Origin of the sequence: Pigmentiphaga litoralis, assembly GCF_014651835.1 — a bacterium.
In the GTDB taxonomy this organism is placed as follows: domain Bacteria; phylum Pseudomonadota; class Gammaproteobacteria; order Burkholderiales; family Burkholderiaceae_B; genus Pigmentiphaga; species Pigmentiphaga litoralis.
On the sequence record NZ_BMXQ01000001.1, the window covers coordinates 3,581,279 to 3,601,064 of the forward strand.

Here is a 19,786-nt window from a genome sequence, read left to right on the forward strand (position 1 = left end):
AATGCCGTATTTACAACGCCGTCCCCTGCCTTGTCCCTGTCGCGCGCACAGGCCGAGGACATGCTGATCCACGAAGCGCATTTGCTGGACGAACTGAAGCTTGACGAGTGGCTGACGCTGTTTACCGATGACGGCCTGTACTGGGCGCCGATCGACGAGAACGACGATATCGCCACCCATGTCTCGCTGGTGTACGACACGCCACTGCGCCGTGAAGAACGGGTCTACCACCTTCTGCACAATGAGTTCCCGGCCCAGTCTCCCCGATCGCGTCTTCTGCACTGCATCTCCAACGTCCGGGTGATGCCTGGCCATGACAGCGTCGTCGTCAGCTCCAGCCAGGTCGTCTATGAAATGCGGACCGGTGACTTCGCGCAGGTGGGTCTGGGTGACATCCGGCCGCTGGTCGCCAGAATGGAGCATACGTTCCGCTCCGTGGATGGGGCCTTGAAGATCGCATGCAAGAAGATTCTCTTCATCAACCGTGACGCATGGCACGGCAACCTTACCTTCATCATCTAGTCAATCATGAAACTGCTTCGACATGGCCCGCCAGGGAAAGAGCGCCCTGGCCTGATCGACCTGCATGGCGATATCCGCGACCTGAGCGGCATCATTGACGACCTCGGTCCGGATCAACTATCTCCCGCCAACCTTGACCGCTTGCGACATCTGGACCCGGCCGTGCTGCCCATCGTTCCGGCCCCGGTGCGGATGGGTGTGCCGGTTGCGCGCGTTGGCAAATTCATTGCGATCGGCTTGAACTTCAGCGATCACGCCAAGGAAGCGGGCATGGCGGTGCCTGCCGAGCCCGTTGTATTCATGAAGGCGACATCATGCCTGGTCGGTCCGGACGATGACGTCGTCCAGCCGCGCCGATCCACCAAAATGGATTGGGAAGTCGAGCTCGGCATCGTCATCGGCAGTACCGCTCGCTCGGTGACCGAAGCCGACGCGTTGGCGCATGTCGCAGGGTATTGCCTGGTCAACGACGTGTCGGAACGGGAATTTCAACTCGAACGGGGTGGCACCTGGGACAAGGGCAAGAGCTTCGACACCTTCGGGCCGGTCGGCCCGTGGTTGGTGACCCGCGATGAGGTCGCCGACGTCCACGCGCTGAGCATGTGGCTGGACGTCAACGGGGAACGCATGCAGCAGGGCACGACATCCACCATGATTTTTCGCTGCGCGCAGTTGGTCAGCTACGTCAGTGAAGTCATGACCTTGTACCCCGGCGACATCATTACGACAGGCACGCCGCCCGGCGTGGGCATGGGGATGAAACCGCCGCGCTACCTGCAGGCAGGCGACGAAATGACGCTTGGCATCGAAGGCCTGGGGACACAACGCCAGCGCGTCGTGCCCTTCGTTGCCGGATCGCACTAGGCCGTCTTGCGGGCCGGAGGCTTGCGAACGCTTTTGAGCGGAGCTGCGACGACCGGCGATGCGGCCGCACCGGTAACGAAGCGCAGGGCTTCGCGTATCGCCACGACTTCATACATGGGATCGATGTTGCTGATGACGATGCGGGCAATGCGGCTCAACTGACGCGTGGCCAGATAGACCGCCCTGTCGGTATCGCCGGCTTCATACGCGGCGACGAGACCGATGTGTTCTTCTTCCGAATCCTGCCAGGACTGAGGCGCGTTGCGCATGTAGGCTCGGCGAGCACGCTCGAGTCGCGACCAGCAATTGTCGATCGCTTCCCTGATGACCGGATTGGCATGCTGCATGAGGCTGCGATGGAATACGGAGTGGGCCTGCGACCATTGAGCAGGGTCGCCACCCCGTGTCGGGCTGTGCTCGTTCATGGCGCGCAGCGCGTCCTTGATCACCTGCACTTCGTCGGGTGTGACGCGCGGCACCGTCAGCGCGGTGCCAAGTGATTGCACCAGGATCCAATTGGCGTACACCGCATCGACTTCGCTAGGCGTGACGTCGGTTACTCGCATGCGGTGCTGGAATTGCGCTTCCACCAGATTCTCGGCTTGCAGCATGCGTAGCGCTTCACGCACAGGCGTCCGGCTCATGCCGTACATGCGGGCGATGTGCACCTGATTGATGATCGCGCCCGGAGGCAATTCACCCGTGATGATGCTTTGACGCAGCCGCCGGTAGACGTCATGTAGGCCGCCGCCAGCCGCCGTGCCCGCCGCAGCGCCTGGATCTGCAGGCGCATCGACCGAGGTCGCCTTTGTCTTTACCGTCCGTCCCGCCGACATAGTGTCCACATTTTGTTCTGGCTAAAGCCGCATTCTAACGTGCCGCTGACCGGCCTGAATGCGCTACACCTTGCATCCGATAGTGCATACATTTTCACGAACAGATTGCATCCACTGGCAACGATGAATAGAATCTACTCCATAAGTGCATACATTTTTAACTGTGAAGGGGATCAAGATGGCCATGGCTTCAACACTCCGCGCTGCCTGGACGGCAGGCAAACCCGTATTCGGCATGTGGGCAGCCCTGCCGTCTCCCTTTGCAGCCGAACTGATGGCTGCGCCTGACGTTGGATACATTTGTGTTGACCAGCAGCATGGCCTGATCGATTACGCCCAGGCGCTTCCGATGTTCACGGCGATCGAGGCGCGCGGCACCGTCGCGCTGACTCGCGTGCCGGCGAACCAGGCGTGGATGATAGGCAAAAGCCTGGACGCGGGCGCCCAGGGAGTCGTCGTCCCGATGGTCAGCACGCGCGCCGAAGCAGAGATCGCGGTTGCTGCCTGCCGGTATCCGCCACATGGCAACCGTTCATTCGGACCGATCCGCGCCGCTGTCGTCAGCGACAAGCGCGATGCCGACTCGCTGGGCAACTCGGTCGTGTGTTTTGTCATGGTGGAGACACGCGAAGGTCTGGCCAACATCGATGCGATTGCCAGCACGCCGGGGCTGGATGGCATTTACGTCGGGCCTGCCGATCTGGCGTTGGGACTGGGCCTGCCCCCGGACCTGGACAAGACCGAACCCGAACACATTGCCGCCGTGCAGAGCATCCTGGATGCATGCCGTCGGCACGGGATCGTTGCAGGAATACAGTGCGCATCGGGCCAGGCAGGCAGACGGTATGCCGAGCTTGGCTTCGGGCTGATCACGGTGGGCAAGGACACGTCGTTGCTGCAGGCTGCTGCACGTCATGAGATCCGCGTTGCGATGGGCGCCATTGCGCCCACGGCGGCCGTCGCCCAAGGGGGCTACACATGAACGGCGCGCAGGAACACGCCCGCAACGACGCCCTGCTTGCGGCGCTGGCGGCCTACACGGCAAACGTGTCGGGCACGCTGACCGAAGCGACCTGCGATGATGTCTGCAATGCCGTGACCGACACCCTTGCCGTGGCGCTGGGAGCGTTGCGGCATCCGGCCGTCGGCCCGGCCCAGCGCTATGCCCGCAACCACCCGCTTGCCAACGGCGCAACGTTGTGGGGAACGCATCAGAAGACCACCGTGGAAACCGCCGCGCTGGTCAACGGCGTCCCCCTGCGGGGCTACGACTACAACGACCTGTACATGGGCAAGAAAAGTGGCGGACATCCCAGCGACATCATTCCCGGCCTGATCGCGCTTGCCGAAGTCAGAAGCGTATCGGGCGCCGATCTGTTCACTGCCATCGCCGTTGGCTATGAAGTCAACATGATGGTGCTCGATGCCATCGACATCCACACCACCCGTTGGGACTATCCCGTCCTGACGGCCATTGGCGCGACATGCGGGGCAGCGCGACTGCTGTCCCTGAGCGAAACGCAAACCGCCGAGGCCGTGGCCATTGCGGTCATCTCGCACTTTGTGACCGACGAAGTCGAATCCGGCGACCTCAATGCGCGTGGCGATCTGACGATGTGGAAACGATTCAATGGAAGCCACGCTGTCCGGCACGGCATCTACGCCGCACTGCTGGCCGAGGCAGGTGTCGAAGGTGCAGTGCGTCCGTTCGAAGGCCGGAGCGGCTTCCTGTCCAACGTCACGACGTCGCCAGATGCCATCGCGGACCTTGAAGAGCGGCTGCAGACGCGCACGGCACCCGCGCGCATCCGCGAAACGCAATTCAAGCGGTGGCCGGTCGGGTCACGCGGGCAAAGTGCCATCCAGGCCGCGCTGCACGCGCGGGCAACCGTCGCAGCACCTTCGCAGGTCAAGGAAATTCGTGTCACGTGCGACCAGGAAGTCTACGAGCATCTGCTGGCTCGACGCGCCGACCCGTGGCATCCGATATCGCGGGAAACGGCGGATCACTCGCTGCCATACATCGTGGCCGCTGCGGTTCTGGATGGCACGATCGACACGGACTCGTTCGCGATGGAGCGAGTCACCGATCCAGCGCGACAGGCTTTCCTGAATGCCACGGTCAAGGTAACAGCCAGCCAGACGCTCAGTCAGGGTGCAAGCGGCGGTTTTCTCGCAAGCGTCGAACTGATCGACGACGCAGGCCGGTTGCACGTCGGCGACGCGGCAGCACCGCCTGGGCATGCCCGTCAGCGTTTCACGCGCTCGGATCTGGACGCAAAGTTTGCCGAGAACGTGGCGCCGGTGCTGGGCGGGGCGCACAGCGCAAAGATACACGAAGCCATTCTTGGCCTTGCCGATGCGTCCAGCGTGCGCGAACTGACGGCTCTGCTGGCACAAGAGCCGATCGCCATCACACCAAAGGTGGGTGCATGACCTGGCACATCGTTGCGTCGCTGCAAGAGCTGCCGCCGGGTGAATCCATGCGCGTTACGGTCGATGGCGAACCCGTTGCGCTGTTCAACCTCAATGGCACCGTCCATGCCACCCACAATCGTTGCACGCACGGCAAGGCCAGTCTTGCAGACGGGTACGTGGAGGGTGACTGCGTGGAATGTCCGCTGCATGAAGGCGTGTTCCATATCCCGACAGGCAAAGCGTTGTCAGGACCTGTTTCGGTTCCGCTGCGGATCTATCCGGTAAGGGTCGATGACGGGCAGATCAGTGTGGACGACGCGGCAGTGGGCTAGAGCCTGCTGCGAGGTGCAGGCCCACTGGCTGCCTACACTTCGCAGCCCATCATTGCGCTTTGATATTCATTTGTTTGGCAAGGGTCCGCCACGTCGCAGCGTCGGCTTCGATGGCGGCTCGTGCCTCAGCTGGACGATTCAGCACCTGGGTCAGGCCCATCTCTTTCAGCTTCCTTGAGATATCGGGCAGGGTCAACGCAAGCCGCAAGTCACTCGACATTTTCTCGAGCAGAGCCGGCGGCGTCGACGCAGGCGCCAGCACGCTGAGCCAGCTGTCGGCCGTATACCCCTTCACAAACTCGGTGATCGCCGGCACGTCGGGCAACTCGGGGATGCGCTGTGCCGATGTCACGCCGAGTGCCGTCAGTTTGCCTGACTGCAGCGCCGGCCCGACTTCGTTGACGGGCGCAAACAGCATCGACACGTGATTGGCCATGACCGCATTCATGCCCGGGCCCACGCCCTGGTAAGGCACGTTCATCATGTCGACGCCCGCCATGACCTTGAACAGCTCGGCCATGAAGTGCGTCGTCGTTCCGACGCCGGAACTGGCGTAGGTCAGCTTGCCGGGCTGCTGCTTGAGCCGGTCCAGCAGGTCGGGCAGCGTCTTCGCGACGGACGTGTTGACCGTCAGCACATAAGAATAGGACACCGCCACGGAAACCGGCGCGAAATCCCTGACCGGATCGTAGGGAATCTTGGGGTTGACTGCCGCGAGGATGGTGAGCGTGGCGGGCCCGGCCAGCAGTAGCGTGTGGCCATCGGGCGCGGCACGCCGGACGAATTCCCCGCCGATGGTGCCGCTCGCCCCAGGCCGGTTCTCGACAATGACGGGCACCTTCCAGATCTCGGTCAAACCCTGTGCGAACAGTCGACCCATGCCGTCGGACGCACCACCCGGCGCAAACGGCACCACCAACGTGACAGGCCGCGAGGGAAACGGTGCCGCGGTTTGCGCAAGCGCCGACGATGCGCTTGCACCGACAAGGCCCGCCGCAAGAAAGCAAAGAAGCTTCATGACGTGCTCCAACGAGGATGAACCGTTAGTCCAAGTCAGGCCTGCCAACCTGCGACAAACCAAAAGAGGATACATTTTTAGGCTAAGTCACAGCGTTTGCGGTGTCAACGCAGGACTAGAAATTTCTTTTCTTCCTGATCAGCGGCCGCTTGAGGCGGGGTTCACCCCGAGATTCTTGACACGGCTGGGAAAGCCGCTTAGATTAAAAATGTATTCATTTCTGCGTTTCGCTGCGTTGCCGGTGGAGACGGATTTTTTGAGAGAGGAGTTCCGCGCCATGCCGCATGCCGTCCTCGACAGCAGCGAATTCGTACTCGAAGCGCCGGATGCGTTCCGGGTCAATGGACGGGCCTACACAAGTCAGGCGGTGTTCGACCTCGAACAGAAGCGGATCTTTGAAAAGACCTGGATCTATGTCGCCCATGAAAGCGAGTTGCAGGCACCTGGGGACTTCAAAACGGCGCACCTGGGTTCGCAGCCCGTCATCGTCGTGCGCGATGCGGCCGGCGCCATCAACGTTCTGTCCAACCGATGTGCGCATCGGGGTGTTGCGGTGTGCCGCGAGCGGGCGGGACATACGCGTGCATTTGTGTGTCCCTATCATTCGTGGAGCTACGACCTGACCGGCAAGCTGACCGGCATTCCGGGCCGTGACGACGCGGGCGGTTATGCCGAGGGCTTCCAGCAGCCGGAAGGCTTGTTCAAGCTGCCCAGCGTAGCCAACTACCGCGGCTTCGTATTCGCAAGCGCTTCGCCAGACGTGGTGCCCATCGACGTATTCCTGGCAGGCGGCGCGGCGCAATTGATCGACCGCAAGCTTCAGCAGTCTCCTGTGGGACGCATCCGATTGCAGGGCGAACCGTTCATCGGTGTGTATCAGGGCAACTGGAAATTCCAGTCCGAGAACATCGTTGACGGCTACCACTTCATGCACACGCATCGTGCCTTCGTCAGTCTCCAGAACAAGTACGGCGATACCACGGGCGACTTTGGCGTCCACAAGGGCGGCAGCACGGCCGACATGCGGCGCAACCGCCTGTCGGGCAACGTGCTCGGCTCGCCATATGGCCATGGCATCAACCAGAAACCCGCGGTCGGCTTCGATGCCTTGTTCGAAGGCCCTTACGCCGACTATTACGCCAGGCTGACATCCCGCCACGGTCTCGAGGAGACGCAATGGATCGTCGGCGCAGGGGCGGCCTGCATCTTTCCGAACTTCGGCATGATCCACAACCAGCTTCGTGTGTGGCGCCCCCTGGCGCCGGGCCTGACCGAGGTGACGGTCTTCCCCTATGTGCTGGAAGACGTTCCCGACAGCTTTAACCAGGGGCTGATGCGCAGCCATGAGCGCTTCTACGGGCCCGCGGGATATGGCGCAGCCGATGACGTTGAAGTGTTCGCGATGGCGCAACAGGGCCTGCGGGCGTCACTGGACGACTGGTTGATCATGGAGCGGGGCATGCACGCCGAGACCCGGCTGGATTCCGGCGAGATCGAAGGCAAGCCATCCAGCGAAACGGTGCATCGGGCCTTCTGGCGCCGATGGCGGGACCTGATGGACCATCCAGACGGAGGCCAGCCTTGACGGAGATGGAACGTATCGAGGCCTTCCTCTACAAGGAAGCGCATCTGCTGGACACCTGCCAGCTGGAAGCGTGGCTTGCCCTGTTCGCACCCGAAGGTGTGTATTGGGTCCCGATTGCAGAAGACCTGCCCCGCGGCGCAAGTGCATCCATCATCTACGACGATACGATCAGTCGCGAAGAGCGGGTGCACCACTACCTCGAACTCTCGTTTCCTGCCCAGACGCCGCGCTCGCGCACGCTGCATCAGGTCAGCAACATTCGTGTGGCAAGCCGTGACGGAAGCACGCTCGTTGTCGACACCAACCAGGTCATTCATGAAATTCGCGGCGGTGACGCGACTCAGGTCGGGCTTGGACAGATGGCTGCCCATGTGGCCGCGGTGCAATTCACCTTGCAGCACGACGGCGACGACTTCCGCATCCTGACCAAGAAGATCGTGTTGCTGCAACGGAATGCGGCATTGGGCAACCTGACGTTCATGCTGTGAAGGCTGGCCTGCTTAGTCAACCGGCAGACACCGCGGCGCGCCCTGCCTTCCGTCGATCGCTTTTTGCAATGCTGGGTATCGCGTCGGTGAACCTGCTGATCGCGCTCGACCAGACGGTCATCAGTACGGCACTGCCTTCGATCGTTGCAGAGCTGAATGGCGTCGATGGGTACGCGTGGGTAGCCATCGCGTATTTGATGGGTTCCGCGGTCTCCATCCCCATTTTTGGAAGGCTCGGCGACTTCTTTGGACGCAAGCCTTTCATCGTGGCGTCGATTGCGCTATTCACGATCACGTCGTTGTTGTGCGCGGCCGCTCCCACCGTATTCGCGTTGATCGGCGCACGGCTGCTGCAAGGCGTCGCCGGCGGCATGATGGTCGGGACGGCCTATGCGGCGCTTGCTGACCTGTTTCCCGACCCGAAAGCCAGGTTGCGCTGGCAGATGGTTCTTGCCGTGTCGTACGGGGTGGCAACAGCAGCCGGCCCAACGCTGGGAGGCCTGCTCAGCCAGCAGGTCGGCTGGCGTGCAACGTTTCTGGTCAATCTTCCAGTGGGTCTGTTCGGCCTGGTCTGTACTGTCCGTCATATGCCCCGTGTTCCGGGCACGCTGCCCAGTCTGCGCGGGGCGGGCGCCTTGCTGGACTGGTCGGGCGCAGCCTGGATGGTTGCCGTGCTGTCCGCGATGCAGTTGGCCGTCCATCGGGTTCCGCGGCATGGCGTCGACGCGCTCACGGCAGCGCTTTTAGCCATGACGCTGTTGGGTACCCTCGCGCTGATACGCACCGAAAAACGAGCACGCCAACCCATGTTGCCCCTGGACCTGGTCACAGAGCGTCGGTACGTCGTCTTCTTTGCACTGTCACTGGTCTGCGGCGCGGCGCTTTTTTCGTTGATCTTTTTCGTGCCGCTGCTGCTGCAGGACGGCTTGTCGATGACGCCGCAGCAAGCAGGATTTGCCATTACGCCCATGCCTGTCTGCAGCGCCGTGGGCAGTATCGTGAACAGCGCCATCGTGGTCAGGCTGCAGCGCCCCGTCCTCATGCTGGTACTCGGCTTCGCGCTGCTGCTCGCATGCTTTGCCGGGCTGCATCAGGTCCAGGCAGGCACGGCCGGATGGGTCCTTGGCATGCCTTTGGCCTGCGGTGGTCTGGGGCTCGGTTTCCTGCTCAACAACCTCAATGTGTTCGGTCAGCAGGTCGTAGGCAAATCGCGGTATGGCATTTTTACGGCGCTGCTCCAATCCACGCGCATGACAGGCGGCATGCTCGGGAGCGCCGCCATGGGCGCGTGGGTCGCATCGAACGCAGATACGGCAGCACATCTGGTCGACGCGCTAAGGCAAGGATTCCTGGTGCTTGGGGTGCTTGTCTTGGCAGCGCTATTGCTGCTGCGCGCGCTGCCGCCCATTACGCTTGCCCGTCAACCGGCGTAGAATCCCACCCCCGGCCACCAAGCAAGTCCAAGAATGAACGCAGCACTGGAACAGGAATTTCACGACGCGATGCTCGGCATTTTCGAGCGCGCGAAAAAAGAGGCCAGCTACTCGGCCAACCGCTTCCACCAACTGGTAGGGCGGCTGGGCGGCAAGGCCGCGGCCAAGCAGATGCTGGCGTCCAGAACGCTGTCGGAAGATCTGACGCACCTGAGTCTGGCCAAGCGGCTGGACCTGTCGATGGAGGTGCTGATCCTTGAAGCGCAGTGGGCGCCGCTGTTCAGCGACCAGGAACGCGCCATCGCGGTAAAGCGCCTGAAGGACTTCGGCTACACCGCGAGCTGAGCTCGCGCCTTCGCAGCGCCTTTACACGCGCCGGCTCAGGCCCGCGCCCGCTGGTTCAATGCAGGTTGGGCATCAACGCGCGGCGCAGGTCGTCCTCGGACCGGCCGCTGCGGCGCGCGTAGTCGTCGACCTGGTCGTCGCCGATCTTGCCCACTGCAAAGTACTGCGACTGCGGATGGCTGAAGTAAAAGCCCGAGACCGATGACGCCGGGTGCATGGCGTAGCTGTCGGTCAGCACCATGCCGATGTCGTCGGCGGCCAGCACGTCGAACATGGCGCGCTTGACCGTGTGTTCCGGGCAGGCCGGATAGCCCGGCGCGGGCCGGATGCCGACATACTCTTCACGGATCAGCGCCTCGTTGTTCAGGGTCTCGTCGGGCACATAGCCCCACAGGTCCTGCCGCACGCGCACGTGCATGCATTCGGCAAAGGCTTCGGCCAGGCGGTCCGCGATCGCCTTGAGCATGATGCTCGTGTAATCGTCGTTGTCTTTCTCGAACTGCGCTTCCCACTTCTCGATGCCCAGGCCGGCCGTCACGGCAAACATGCCGATGTAGTCCTTGATGCCGGTGGACTTGGGCGCGATGAAGTCGGCCAGGCACTTGTTGTCGACGCCTTCGCGCTTGACGGTCTGCTGGCGCAGGTTGTTCCAGGTGAACAGCGTCTGGGTGCGCGACTCGTCGGTATAGACCTCGATGTCGTCATCGTTGACCGTGTTGGCCGGGTAGAAGGACACCACCGCGTTGGCGCTGAGCCAGCGGCCGTCGATCACGCGCTTGAGCAGTGCCTGGCCGTCGGCGTAGACCTTGGTGGCGGAATCGCCCACGACCGGGTCGGTCAGGATCGCGGGGAACGGGCCGTGCAGGTCCCATGTCTGGAAGAAGGGTTGCCAGTCGATGTACTGCGCGATCTCGGCCAGATCAAAATTCTTGAACAGACGGCGGCCGATGAACTTGGGCTGGCGCGGCACATAGCCGTTCCAGTCGATCGGCGGCTTGTTGGCGCGCGCCTGTGCCAGCGTGATCAGCGGCGTGGCCTTGCGGTTCGCGTACTGCTCGCGCACCCGCGCGTATTCGGTCTTGAGATCGTCCAGGAAGGCGTTGGCCGTTTCCGATACCAGGTTCTGCGCAACACCTACCGAACGCGACGCGTCGGTCACGTAGATGACCGGGCCGTCGTAGTGCGGCGCGATCTTGACGGCCGTGTGCACGCGGCTGGTGGTGGCGCCGCCAATCAGCAGGGGCGTGTTGCGGCTGCGGAAGTAGTCGTCGCGCTGCATTTCGGCGGCCACATAGGCCATCTCTTCCAGGCTGGGCGTGATCAGGCCGGACAGGCCGACGATATCGGCGTTTTCGGCTTTTGCCCGCGCAAGGATTTCGGCGGCGGGCACCATGACGCCCATGTTCACGACTTCAAAGTTGTTGCACTGGAGCACGACACTGACGATGTTCTTGCCGATGTCGTGCACGTCGCCCTTCACGGTCGCGATCACGATCTTGCCCTTGGCGCGCACGTCGCCGCCGGCCGCTTCGATCTGGCGTTTTTCTTCTTCGATGTACGGGATCAGGTGGGCCACGGCCTGCTTCATGACGCGCGCCGATTTCACGACCTGCGGCAGGAACATCTTGCCCGAGCCGAACAGATCGCCAACGACGTTCATGCCGTCCATCAGCGGTCCTTCGATCACCTCGATGGGCCGGCCGCCGCGGGCTTCGATGGCTTGGCGTGCGTCTTCGGTGTCTTGCGTGATGTAGGTGTTGATGCCGTGCACCAACGCATGCGAGAGCCGCTCGCCGAACGGCGCATCGCGCCAGGCCAGGTCTTCTTCGCGCTTCACGCCCGAACTTTTCACCTGGTCGGCAAACTGCACCAGCCGCTCGGTCGGCGTGCGATCGTCGGCGGGGTCCTTGCGGCCCACCGGCTCCGGACGATCCAGCACCACGTCTTCGACCAGGTCACGCAGCACCGGGTCCAGGTTCGCATACACGCCCAGCTGGCCGGCGTTGACGATACCCATCGTCAGGCCTTCGCGGATCGCGTAATACAGAAAGACGGTGTGGATGGCTTCGCGCATCGGCTCGTTGCCGCGGAACGAGAAGCTGACGTTCGAGATGCCGCCCGATATCTTGGCGTAGGGCAGGTTCTCGCGGATCCACTTCGTGCCTTCGATGAAGTCGACGGCGTAGTGGTTGTGTTCGTCGATACCGGTCGCGATGGCGAACACGTTGGGATCGAAGATGATGTCTTCGGGCGGGAAGCCGACTTGATCGACCAGCAGGCGATAGGCGCGTTCGCAGATGACCTTGCGGCGTTCGAGCGTGTCGGCCTGGCCCTGTTCATCGAACGCCATGACAACGACGGCGGCGCCGTAGCGGCGGCATAGGCGCGCCTGGCGCAGGAAGGGCTCTTCACCTTCCTTCATCGAAATCGAATTGACGACCGGCTTGCCCTGCACGCACTTGAGCCCGGCTTCGATCACGCTCCATTTGCTGCTGTCGATCATGACCGGCACGCGGGAGATGTCCGGTTCGGACGCAATCAGGTTCAGGAATCGCGCCATGCTGGCCTGCGAATCCAGCATGGCCTCGTCCATGTTGATGTCGATGATCTGCGCGCCGTTTTCGACCTGCTGGCGCGCGACCGTCAGCGCCTCGTCGAACTTTTCTTCGCGGATCAGGCGCGCGAACATCTTGCTGCCCGTCACGTTGGTGCGTTCACCCACGTTCACGAACAGACTGGTCTCGTCGATGTTGAGTGCTTCCAGCCCCGACAGGCGCATCTTGCGCGGCACCTCGGGCACGACACGCAGGGGCAGCTTGCCGACCTTGTTGGCAATCGCCGCGATGTGCTCGGGCGTCGTGCCGCAGCAGCCGCCGACCATGTTGACGAAGCCCGAGCGCGCGAACTCTTCGAGCAGGCGCGAGGTGTCTTCCGGCGTTTCGTCAAAGCCGGTGTCGCTGAGCGGATTGGGCAGGCCGGCATTGGGATACACGCAGACAAAGGTGTCGCAGATCTTGGCCAGCTCGGCCACGTAGGGCCGCATCAAGGCAGCGCCCAGCGCGCAGTTCAGGCCGATGGTGATGGGCCGGGCATGACGCATCGAGTTCCAGAAGGCCTCGACGGTCTGGCCCGACAGGATCCGGCCGGACGCATCGGTCACCGTGCCCGAGATCATGACGGGCAGGCGGATGCCGCGCTGCTCGAACACGTCTTCGACCGCGAACACGGCGGCCTTGGCGTTCAGGGTGTCGAACACCGTTTCAATCAGCACGAGGTCGATGCCACCGTCGATCAGCCCGTTCAATTGCTCGACATAGGCGTCGTGCAGTTCGTCGAAGGTGACGTTGCGCGCCGCCGGGTCGTTCACGTCGGGCGAGATGGACGCCGTCTTGGGCTGGGGGCCGAGCGCGCCGGCCACGAAGCGCGGACGATCAGAAGTCGAGAAGGCATCACAGGCGGCGCGCGCCAGGCGGGCCGACTCCACGTTCAGCTCGTAAGCCAGTTCGGGCAGGTCGTAGTCGCCCTGGGCGATGCTGGTCGCGCCGAAGGTGTTGGTCTCGATCACGTCGGCGCCTGCGCGCAGGTAGTCCTCGTGGATCGTCTTGATCACGTCGGGCCGCGTCAGGCTCAGCAGTTCGTTGTTGCCCTTCACGTCCTTGCCGTGGCCGGCAAACCGCGCGCCGCGATAGTCGGCCTCGCCCAGCTTGACCTGCTGGATCATGGTCCCCATGGCGCCATCCAGGATCAGGATGCGCTGCGTCAGCAAACGAGCGAATTCGGCGCCCCGGGTGTAAGACTCGGGCGGATAGGGCAGCGTAGGGAAGGACATGGGCGGGCAACCGGGCAAACCCACCGGCGCAATCTGCAAAAGGGAATCGGCTATGTTACCAACAAACCGGCTTTCCCTTGCTGCAGCGCGGCGGCGCGGTGACTGGGGAGCAGGCAGGCGGCCTGCCCGCGCCCCTTGGCCAGCGGCGCGCCGGCTTCAGTGCAGCGCTTCGGGCGCCTGCCCCGGTTGCGGCAGCGCCAGCCCGTCCACCGGCATGAGCGTCTCGGCGCCGGCCCGCACCCGCCGACGCGGGATGACGGACAGCGGCGGCATGTCGATGCATTGCGGCACATGGCCGCGCCACGCCGCCACCGACGCCTGCACCACGGACGGCAGTTCGCGGCTGCGATGAAACTGCGTGCGCAGCCACCGCGCGTCGCACCCCTGCTTCAGGGCGCCCTCGCTCAGCGCCTGCAGCAGCTGGGTCGTGCCCAGTTCGGCGGCGATCGGCGCAAGCTGCTCCAGCGTCATGCGCAGGTGATCCATCAGGCGCATCCGCCCGTGGGCCGGATCCACATAATTGCCCTGCAGCCCGAAACGGCAGGCCTGGAAGCGGTTGGTGCTGTAGCCCAGCCACGCCTCGGGCGCGGGCAGCGGCCGGCGGCTGAGCGCCACGCCCAGCGCCTGCGCGAATGCCGCCAGCTGGCAGGCTTTTTCGACGGTCAGCGGCGTATCGCAGACGCGGATTTCCACCGTGCCGAATTCCGGCTTGGGGCGCACATCCCAGTACAGATCCTTGATGCTGTCCACCAGGCCGGAACTTTGAAGCTGGTAGAAATAGGCCTCGAAGCCATACCAGTCATTGACCGACGGCGGCATGTGCCCGGCCATCGGGAACGCGTTGAGCGCGTTCAGGCGGCTGCACGAAAACAGCGTGTCGACGCCTTCAAAGTACGGCGACGAGGCCGACAGCGCGATGAAGTGCGGCACGTAGGGCGACAGCCGATGCGTCATGGCGACGGCGTCGTCACCCGATTCCACGCCCAGATGGATGTGCTGGCCGAACACGGTGAACTGCCGGGCGAGATAGCCGTACATCTCGGACAGGTACTGAAAGCGTGGCGAATCAAAGATGGTCCGGTCCTGCCAGCGCATGAACGGATGGGTACCCCCTCCGGCAATCCGGACACCCACCGTGTCGGCGGCGTCGCCCAGCACGTCGCGCATATGGCGCATTTCTTCGAGCAGGGCGATCGGATCGGTATGGACAGAGGAATTGAGTTCGATCATCGCGCGCGTGATCTCGGGCTTGACGCGATCGGCGATGGGATGGTTGGCAAGTTGGGCGAGCAGGTCTTCAGCGGAACCGCGAAGGTCGAACGAATGCGGATCGACGATCTGCAGTTCCAGTTCGATACCCAGGGTATGCGCAGCCGACGGCGTGAATGCGATGGATTCCATCGAGGTCTCCTTGAAGGTGAGGCCTGGCGGGCGTCGGGCCCGCGGACGTTCAAGAAGGTGGAGACTGCACCTTCCATGCCACGTCCAGGCAGAAACATGCGTAAGGAATGCTGGAGTTTAGCCACAAGTTCTGAGCAGATTGCCAGAAATAGATGACAGTTCAGGTTATCCCCTAGGAACCCGCATGGGGAAAGACCTAAGCCCGTGCTGATGCGCGCACGCCCTTGCGGAGCCGCGGCGCAATGCCTTCAGACGCGCGAAAGCCCGCTGCAGCAAGGCGGCGGGCTTTCGGAGAGGGGGAGAGGAAGGGCTGATGCGCCCCGATCACCGTGATCGGGGGCAAGGGAACTGCGGAACGATCAGTGGAGCGTGACCGGGTGGTTCATGTAGTCGTCGAACTGGCTGAGGAATTCATCGACGTCTTCCATCGACGGTTCGGAAGCGATCAACTCCTGGACCTGGTTACGGAACTGGTCAGCCGATTCGCCTGCGATATACAGTTCGCGGCGCGACTGCTTGTCCACGATCTCGAACCCGCCACCATAGGCGGTCGCGCCTTCGATTTCAGCAAATTCAACGACGACGTAGTTCGAGCTGTTGTAAATCATTTCCATGGCCTGGCTCCTGAAGTCACAGGGGTCGTAAGACCGCCTGATCTGTAAATGTGGTGCCCACATCCGGAAATCAAGAGGCAATCTATAACGCGCATTAAATAAACAGTCTTACCTGCTCGTTGGCGCATCCTGCAGATCGATTGCCCCCGCGAAGCCTGGGCCGTCCAGTTGCTTGCGCAACTCCGGGAGATGCTCGGCCTGGGACACTTCGATCCATAGCCTGGCCGGTTTGACCAGCCTGAGCATCCTTGCCACCGTGACTCGCAACGGCAGCTGCCCGACACAGCACACACAACCTGGCGCCAACTGGACGAGTTCGACGCCCGGTGGAGCCGTCAATGTTCCCGGCCCCCCTTCGACTATCACAGCCTGCTTGCCCTGCTCTTCCTGCAAGGACCGTGCCGCGGCCTCGAGCGCCACGCTTCGGCCCTGCCTGAGATAACAGCCTACCATCACTACGACGGGTGTCTTTGTATTCATTTGCGCCAGAATGCACGCGTAAACAACACCAGAACCGTGAACAGTTCCAGGCGACCGATGAGCATCGCGAACGAGCAGATCCATGTCTGGACGTCCGTCAGGCCCTTGTAGCTGCCCATGGGCCCGATCACATCGCCCAGGCCAGGGCCGGTGTTGTTCAGGGTGGCCAGCACGGCGGTGAACGCGGTCAGCGGCTCCAGCCCGGTCGACAGCATGACCATGGTAAGAATGACCAGCGACGCCCCGTAAAGGAGCACGAAGGCCAGAACCGAGAACACGACCTGATTGGCGATCATCTGCCCGCCGATCCGCACCGGGTTGATCGCGCGGGGGTGCAGGAGCCGGGTGAATTCGCGCCGCGCCTGCTTGACCAGGATCACCATGCGGATCATTTTCATGCCGCCACCGGTTGAGCCAGCCGATGTCACGAAAGAAGACAGTGCCAGCATCAGTATTGGCGCGAACAGGGGCCATTTGGCGTAGTCAGTGCTTGCAAACCCTGTCGTGGTCGCCACCGATACGGTATTGAACACGGCGTGGCGCATGGCTTCGGACAGGGTCGGGTACACCTGTTCGGCGTACAGCAGAAAGCCGATGACGATGCCCGACCCGAACATCACCGTCAGGTAGTACTTGGCTTCAAAGCAGTTCCAGTACGTGCGCATGCTTTTGGCACGGTAGGCCCGGAAATGCGTGGCGAAGTTGATGCCGGCGATCGTCATGAAGACGATGGCGACAAACTCGGTCGAAATGGAGTCGAAGGCCAGGAAGCCCGCGTCACGGTTCGAAAAGCCGCCAAGCCCGATCGTGGCGGCCATGTGGCAATACGCGTCGTACCAGCTCATGCCGGTCAGGCGGTAGGCGATCGCGCAAAGCAAGGACGCCACCACGTAGATGGCGTACAGCCCCTTGGCCGTGCCGGTAATGCGCGGCGTGAGCTTCTCGTCTTTCATGGGGCCGGCCGTCTCGGCGCGGAACACCTGGCTGCCCCCAACACCGAGCATCGGCAGGATGGCCACGGCCAGCACCAGGATCCCCATGCCGCCGATCCAGACCAACGTGCAACGCCAGACATTGATCGAGTACGGCATCGTGTCCAGGCCCGTCAGGACGGTTGCGCCAGTGGTCGTCAGGCCGGACATGGCCTCGAAATAGGCATCGGTCAGGCTCAGGTCGACGCCAACGCCCCGGAAGTACAGCACCAGCGGGATCGCCGCCACGACGGGCAGCACGCTCCATACCAGCGAGACCAGCAGAAAGCCGTCCCGCGGCGCCAGTTCGCGGCGCTGCCGGCGCGTGGCCACGTACAGCAGCGCGCCGGAACCGAAGGAGATCGCGAAGGCATGCACGAAGGCCATCAACGCAGCGTCGGCCGTGTATAGCGACGTTCCGATCGGGATGGCGAAGGTCAGCGAAAACAGCGCAATGACCACGCCGAGCACATTCAGGACCGGGAAAAGTTGGCGCATGGGACGGGCAAGCCGCTCAGAAAAAGGAGACCGACACCTGGAACAGCTTTTCGACCTGGGAGACCAGGCGCTGGTGCGTGACGAACACGATGACATGGTCACCGGACTGGACGACGGTGTCATGATGCGCCATCAGAACGGCATCAGACCGGGCGATGGCGCCGATGATGGCGCCTTCGGGCAGCTTGATCTGCTCGATGCGCCGGCCCACCACCCTGGACGACTTGGCGTCGCCATGGGCAATGGCTTCGATGGCCTCGGTCACGCCGTGACGCAGCCGGTGCACGGCCACCACGTCGCCGCGGCGCACGTGCCGCAGCAGCTCGCCGATGGTCGCTTCGGACGGCGAGATCGCGATGTCGATCCGGCCGCCTTCCATGAGCTCGGCGTAGCTTTTGCGGCCGATGAGCGCAATCACCCGGCGCGCGCCCATGCGTTTGGCGAGCAGCGACGACATGATGTTGTCCTCGTCGTCGCTGGTCAGCGCCAGGAACAGGTCCATGTCGCCGACGTTTTCGTCTTCCAGCAGGTCTTCGTCGGTTGCATCCCCGTTGAGCACGAGCGTCTTGCTGGGTACCTGGGAGGCCAGGTATTCGCAGCGGCGACGGTTCTGCTCGATCAGCTTGACCTCGTACAGGTGGCCGATTTCACGCGCCAGCCGCAGACCGATGTTGCCGCCCCCGGCGATCATCAGCCGCCGCACGGGCTTGTCGCGCTCGCGCAGTTCGCGCACCAGTCGCCGCACTTCATGGGTCGCGGCCAGGCAGACGACCTCGTCGCCGGGCTGGATCACCGTGCGGCCCTCGGGCGTGATCAGTTCGCCCTGCCGGAAGATGGAAATGATGCGGATATCGGCGCCCGGCATGTGCTCGCGCAGGCTTTCGATCGGATGCTGGCACAGCGGGCTGCCTGCGTGCGCGCGGACCGTCACGGCACTGACGCGGCCATCGGCAAATTCCACCACTTGCAGCGCTTCAGGAATCGCGATCAGGTTGGTCAGGTAGCTGGTGACGCTGCGTTCCGGGCAGATGAGGTTGTCGACACAGAAGCCGTCGTCGCCCATCAGCGTGGCGTTATCGAGGAATTCCGGGGAGCGCACCCGCGCGATGCGGCGCGGGACATTGAAGACCTGCTTGGCGATCTTGCAGGCGACCAGATTGGTTTCGTCGGCCGTGGCGCACGAGATGAGCATGTCGGCGTCACGCGCGCCGGCTTGCTCCAGGGTGGACATGTGGATGCCGCTGCCGACCACGACCCGCAGGTCGAACCGTTCCTGCAGCAGGGCCAGGCGAGGACCGTCGGTATCGATCACCGTGATGTCGTTGTGTTCGGACACCAGGTTTTCGGCGACGCTCGTTCCCACCCGGCCCGCGCCGAGGATCAGGATCTTCATAGACTGCGTTTGCGGGACAGCTCGATGCCCAGTTGCTTGAGCTTGCGATACAGGTGGGTGCGCTCCAGGCCGGTCTTGTCGGCGACCCGGGTCATGCTGCCGCCTTCGCGCGCCAGATGGTGCTCGAAGTACACGCGCTCGAAGGCATCGCGTGCTTCACGCAGCGGTAGATCCAGAGACAGTTCATGCAGCGGCTGGCGCGGACGGGTATCGCCCCCGACCTGCCCCATCTCGGCCAGCGATTCGGCGGCGCTGGATGCACCGATGGGCGCGCGGCCGTATTCCGACCCGGTGGTCAGCATGGGCGGCTGCACGTACGACGGCGGCGGGCTGCTGCTGCGGATCGCGGTGACCGGCTGTGCAACGGGCTTGGGGCCCGCGCGGCCTCGGTCGAGCGCTGACGCAATCGTCTTGAGCAGCCGCGCCATGGTGATCGGCTTTTCAAGGAAGTCGGTTGCGCCGATACGGGTCGCTTCGACGGCGGTATCGATGGTCGCGTGGCCGCTCATCATGATGACCGGCATGTCGAGCAGACCTTGTGACGCCCATTCTTTGAGCAGGGTCACGCCGTCCGTATCAGGCATCCAGATATCGAGCAATACCACGTCAGGCCGATGCTGGTTGCGCAGCGCGCGCGCAGCGGCGGCGTTTTCTGCGAGATCCACCGTGTGACCCTCGTCGTAGAGGATCTCCGACAGGAGCTCGCGAATGCCGACTTCGTCGTCGACCACTAGAATTCTGGCCATATTTTTAGAAACC

17 protein-coding genes are annotated in these 19,786 nt (G+C 63.1%); 9 read left to right on the forward strand and 8 right to left on the reverse strand.

The window, feature by feature from the left end; all coding sequences use genetic code 11:
* Window positions 1–60: 60 nt before the first annotated feature.
* Both IE116_RS16360 and IE116_RS16365 read left to right on the forward strand, forming a co-directional pair.
* Window positions 61–522 carry an aromatic-ring-hydroxylating dioxygenase subunit beta gene (locus IE116_RS16360; RefSeq protein ID WP_189614008.1) on the forward strand — a complete coding sequence of 154 codons (462 nt, stop codon included), beginning with the start codon at window positions 61–63 and terminating at the stop codon, window positions 520–522.
* 6 nt (window positions 523–528) lie between these two features.
* Complete coding sequence (locus IE116_RS16365; protein WP_189614009.1) at window positions 529–1,386, forward strand: fumarylacetoacetate hydrolase family protein; 858 nt, start codon at window positions 529–531, stop codon at window positions 1,384–1,386.
* Here IE116_RS16365 and IE116_RS16370 read toward each other — a convergent pair.
* Entirely contained in the window at window positions 1,383–2,222 is an 840-nt protein-coding gene (locus IE116_RS16370; RefSeq protein ID WP_229828488.1) for a GntR family transcriptional regulator, read from the reverse strand. The two genes, IE116_RS16365 and IE116_RS16370, sit on opposite strands and share 4 nt — an antisense overlap.
* Before the next feature lie 184 nt (window positions 2,223–2,406).
* On the opposite strand from IE116_RS16370, the gene IE116_RS16375 reads away from it, so the two are divergent.
* Genes IE116_RS16375 through IE116_RS16385 form a run of 3 tightly spaced genes read left to right on the forward strand, consistent with a single transcriptional unit; the run spans window position 2,407 to window position 4,972 of the window.
* A complete protein-coding gene (locus IE116_RS16375) occupies window positions 2,407–3,204 on the forward strand; it encodes an HpcH/HpaI aldolase family protein (RefSeq protein ID WP_189614011.1) in 798 nt (265 codons plus the stop codon).
* Window positions 3,201–4,658 (forward strand): MmgE/PrpD family protein, encoded by a 1,458-nt coding sequence (locus IE116_RS16380; RefSeq protein WP_189614012.1) that lies wholly within the window; start codon window positions 3,201–3,203, stop codon window positions 4,656–4,658. The genes IE116_RS16375 and IE116_RS16380 overlap by 4 nt, the downstream gene beginning before the upstream one ends.
* Window positions 4,655–4,972, forward strand: coding sequence for a non-heme iron oxygenase ferredoxin subunit (locus tag IE116_RS16385; protein WP_189614013.1), 318 nt, complete (start codon window positions 4,655–4,657; stop codon window positions 4,970–4,972). The genes IE116_RS16380 and IE116_RS16385 overlap by 4 nt, the downstream gene beginning before the upstream one ends.
* Before the next feature lie 49 nt (window positions 4,973–5,021).
* Here the strand turns inward: IE116_RS16385 and IE116_RS16390 are convergent, their stop codons facing one another.
* The gene (locus IE116_RS16390) at window positions 5,022–5,990 is read right to left on the reverse strand and encodes a Bug family tripartite tricarboxylate transporter substrate binding protein (RefSeq protein ID WP_189614014.1); all 969 of its coding nucleotides are present in this window, start codon (window positions 5,988–5,990) and stop codon (window positions 5,022–5,024) included.
* On the opposite strand from IE116_RS16390, the gene IE116_RS16395 reads away from it, so the two are divergent.
* From IE116_RS16395 to IE116_RS16410, 4 genes are all read left to right on the forward strand, one after another.
* A complete protein-coding gene (locus IE116_RS16395) occupies window positions 5,989–7,575 on the forward strand; it encodes an aromatic ring-hydroxylating oxygenase subunit alpha (RefSeq protein WP_189614015.1) in 1,587 nt (528 codons plus the stop codon). The two genes, IE116_RS16390 and IE116_RS16395, sit on opposite strands and share 2 nt — an antisense overlap.
* A 5-nt stretch (window positions 7,576–7,580) precedes the next feature.
* Window positions 7,581–8,063, forward strand: coding sequence for an aromatic-ring-hydroxylating dioxygenase subunit beta (locus IE116_RS16400; protein WP_229828489.1), 483 nt, complete (start codon window positions 7,581–7,583; stop codon window positions 8,061–8,063).
* Window positions 8,064–8,131: 68 nt separating this feature from the next.
* Entirely contained in the window at window positions 8,132–9,496 is a 1,365-nt protein-coding gene (locus IE116_RS16405; RefSeq protein ID WP_189614017.1) for an MFS transporter, read from the forward strand.
* 33 nt (window positions 9,497–9,529) lie between these two features.
* Window positions 9,530–9,841, forward strand: a complete 312-nt coding sequence (locus IE116_RS16410; RefSeq protein WP_189614018.1) for a hypothetical protein — start codon at window positions 9,530–9,532, stop codon at window positions 9,839–9,841.
* Window positions 9,842–9,896: 55 nt separating this feature from the next.
* On the opposite strand, the gene metH is transcribed toward IE116_RS16410, so the two are convergent.
* The 6 genes from metH to IE116_RS16440 form a co-directional block, all read right to left on the reverse strand.
* Window positions 9,897–13,670, reverse strand: coding sequence for a methionine synthase (gene metH, locus IE116_RS16415; RefSeq protein WP_189614019.1), 3,774 nt, complete (start codon window positions 13,668–13,670; stop codon window positions 9,897–9,899).
* 156 nt (window positions 13,671–13,826) lie between these two features.
* Window positions 13,827–15,071, reverse strand: coding sequence for a YbdK family carboxylate-amine ligase (locus tag IE116_RS16420; protein ID WP_189614020.1), 1,245 nt, complete (start codon window positions 15,069–15,071; stop codon window positions 13,827–13,829).
* A gap of 359 nt (window positions 15,072–15,430) precedes the next feature.
* Complete coding sequence (locus tag IE116_RS16425) at window positions 15,431–15,685, reverse strand: BTH_I0359 family protein (protein WP_179583036.1); 255 nt, start codon at window positions 15,683–15,685, stop codon at window positions 15,431–15,433.
* Between the two features lie 476 nt (window positions 15,686–16,161).
* Window positions 16,162–17,634, reverse strand: coding sequence for a TrkH family potassium uptake protein (locus tag IE116_RS16430; RefSeq protein WP_189614021.1), 1,473 nt, complete (start codon window positions 17,632–17,634; stop codon window positions 16,162–16,164).
* 16 nt (window positions 17,635–17,650) lie between these two features.
* Complete coding sequence (gene trkA / locus IE116_RS16435; protein ID WP_189614022.1) at window positions 17,651–19,027, reverse strand: Trk system potassium transporter TrkA; 1,377 nt, start codon at window positions 19,025–19,027, stop codon at window positions 17,651–17,653.
* Window positions 19,024–19,773, reverse strand: coding sequence for a response regulator (locus IE116_RS16440; protein ID WP_189614023.1), 750 nt, complete (start codon window positions 19,771–19,773; stop codon window positions 19,024–19,026). The genes trkA and IE116_RS16440 overlap by 4 nt, the downstream gene beginning before the upstream one ends.
* Window positions 19,774–19,786 lie beyond the last annotated feature (13 nt).

Bases quoted from the DNA above. Each gene is read 5' to 3' on its own strand.
- IE116_RS16360 (WP_189614008.1), top strand. From the start codon at position 61: ATGCTGATCCACGAAGCGCATTTGCTGGACGAACTGAAGCTTGACGAG.
- IE116_RS16365 (WP_189614009.1), top strand. From the start codon at position 529: ATGAAACTGCTTCGACATGGCCCGCCAGGGAAAGAGCGCCCTGGCCTG.
- IE116_RS16370 (WP_229828488.1), bottom strand. From the start codon at position 2,222: ATGTCGGCGGGACGGACGGTAAAGACAAAGGCGACCTCGGTCGATGCG.
- IE116_RS16375 (WP_189614011.1), top strand. From the start codon at position 2,407: ATGGCTTCAACACTCCGCGCTGCCTGGACGGCAGGCAAACCCGTATTC.
- IE116_RS16380 (WP_189614012.1), top strand. From the start codon at position 3,201: ATGAACGGCGCGCAGGAACACGCCCGCAACGACGCCCTGCTTGCGGCG.
- IE116_RS16385 (WP_189614013.1), top strand. From the start codon at position 4,655: ATGACCTGGCACATCGTTGCGTCGCTGCAAGAGCTGCCGCCGGGTGAA.
- IE116_RS16395 (WP_189614015.1), top strand. From the start codon at position 5,989: ATGACGTGCTCCAACGAGGATGAACCGTTAGTCCAAGTCAGGCCTGCC.
- IE116_RS16390 (WP_189614014.1), bottom strand. From the start codon at position 5,990: ATGAAGCTTCTTTGCTTTCTTGCGGCGGGCCTTGTCGGTGCAAGCGCA.
- IE116_RS16400 (WP_229828489.1), top strand. From the start codon at position 7,581: ATGGAACGTATCGAGGCCTTCCTCTACAAGGAAGCGCATCTGCTGGAC.
- IE116_RS16405 (WP_189614017.1), top strand. From the start codon at position 8,132: ATGCTGGGTATCGCGTCGGTGAACCTGCTGATCGCGCTCGACCAGACG.
- IE116_RS16410 (WP_189614018.1), top strand. From the start codon at position 9,530: ATGAACGCAGCACTGGAACAGGAATTTCACGACGCGATGCTCGGCATT.
- metH (WP_189614019.1), bottom strand. From the start codon at position 13,670: ATGTCCTTCCCTACGCTGCCCTATCCGCCCGAGTCTTACACCCGGGGC.
- IE116_RS16420 (WP_189614020.1), bottom strand. From the start codon at position 15,071: ATGGAATCCATCGCATTCACGCCGTCGGCTGCGCATACCCTGGGTATC.
- IE116_RS16425 (WP_179583036.1), bottom strand. From the start codon at position 15,685: ATGGAAATGATTTACAACAGCTCGAACTACGTCGTCGTTGAATTTGCT.
- IE116_RS16430 (WP_189614021.1), bottom strand. From the start codon at position 17,634: ATGCGCCAACTTTTCCCGGTCCTGAATGTGCTCGGCGTGGTCATTGCG.
- trkA (WP_189614022.1), bottom strand. From the start codon at position 19,027: ATGAAGATCCTGATCCTCGGCGCGGGCCGGGTGGGAACGAGCGTCGCC.
- IE116_RS16440 (WP_189614023.1), bottom strand. From the start codon at position 19,773: ATGGCCAGAATTCTAGTGGTCGACGACGAAGTCGGCATTCGCGAGCTC.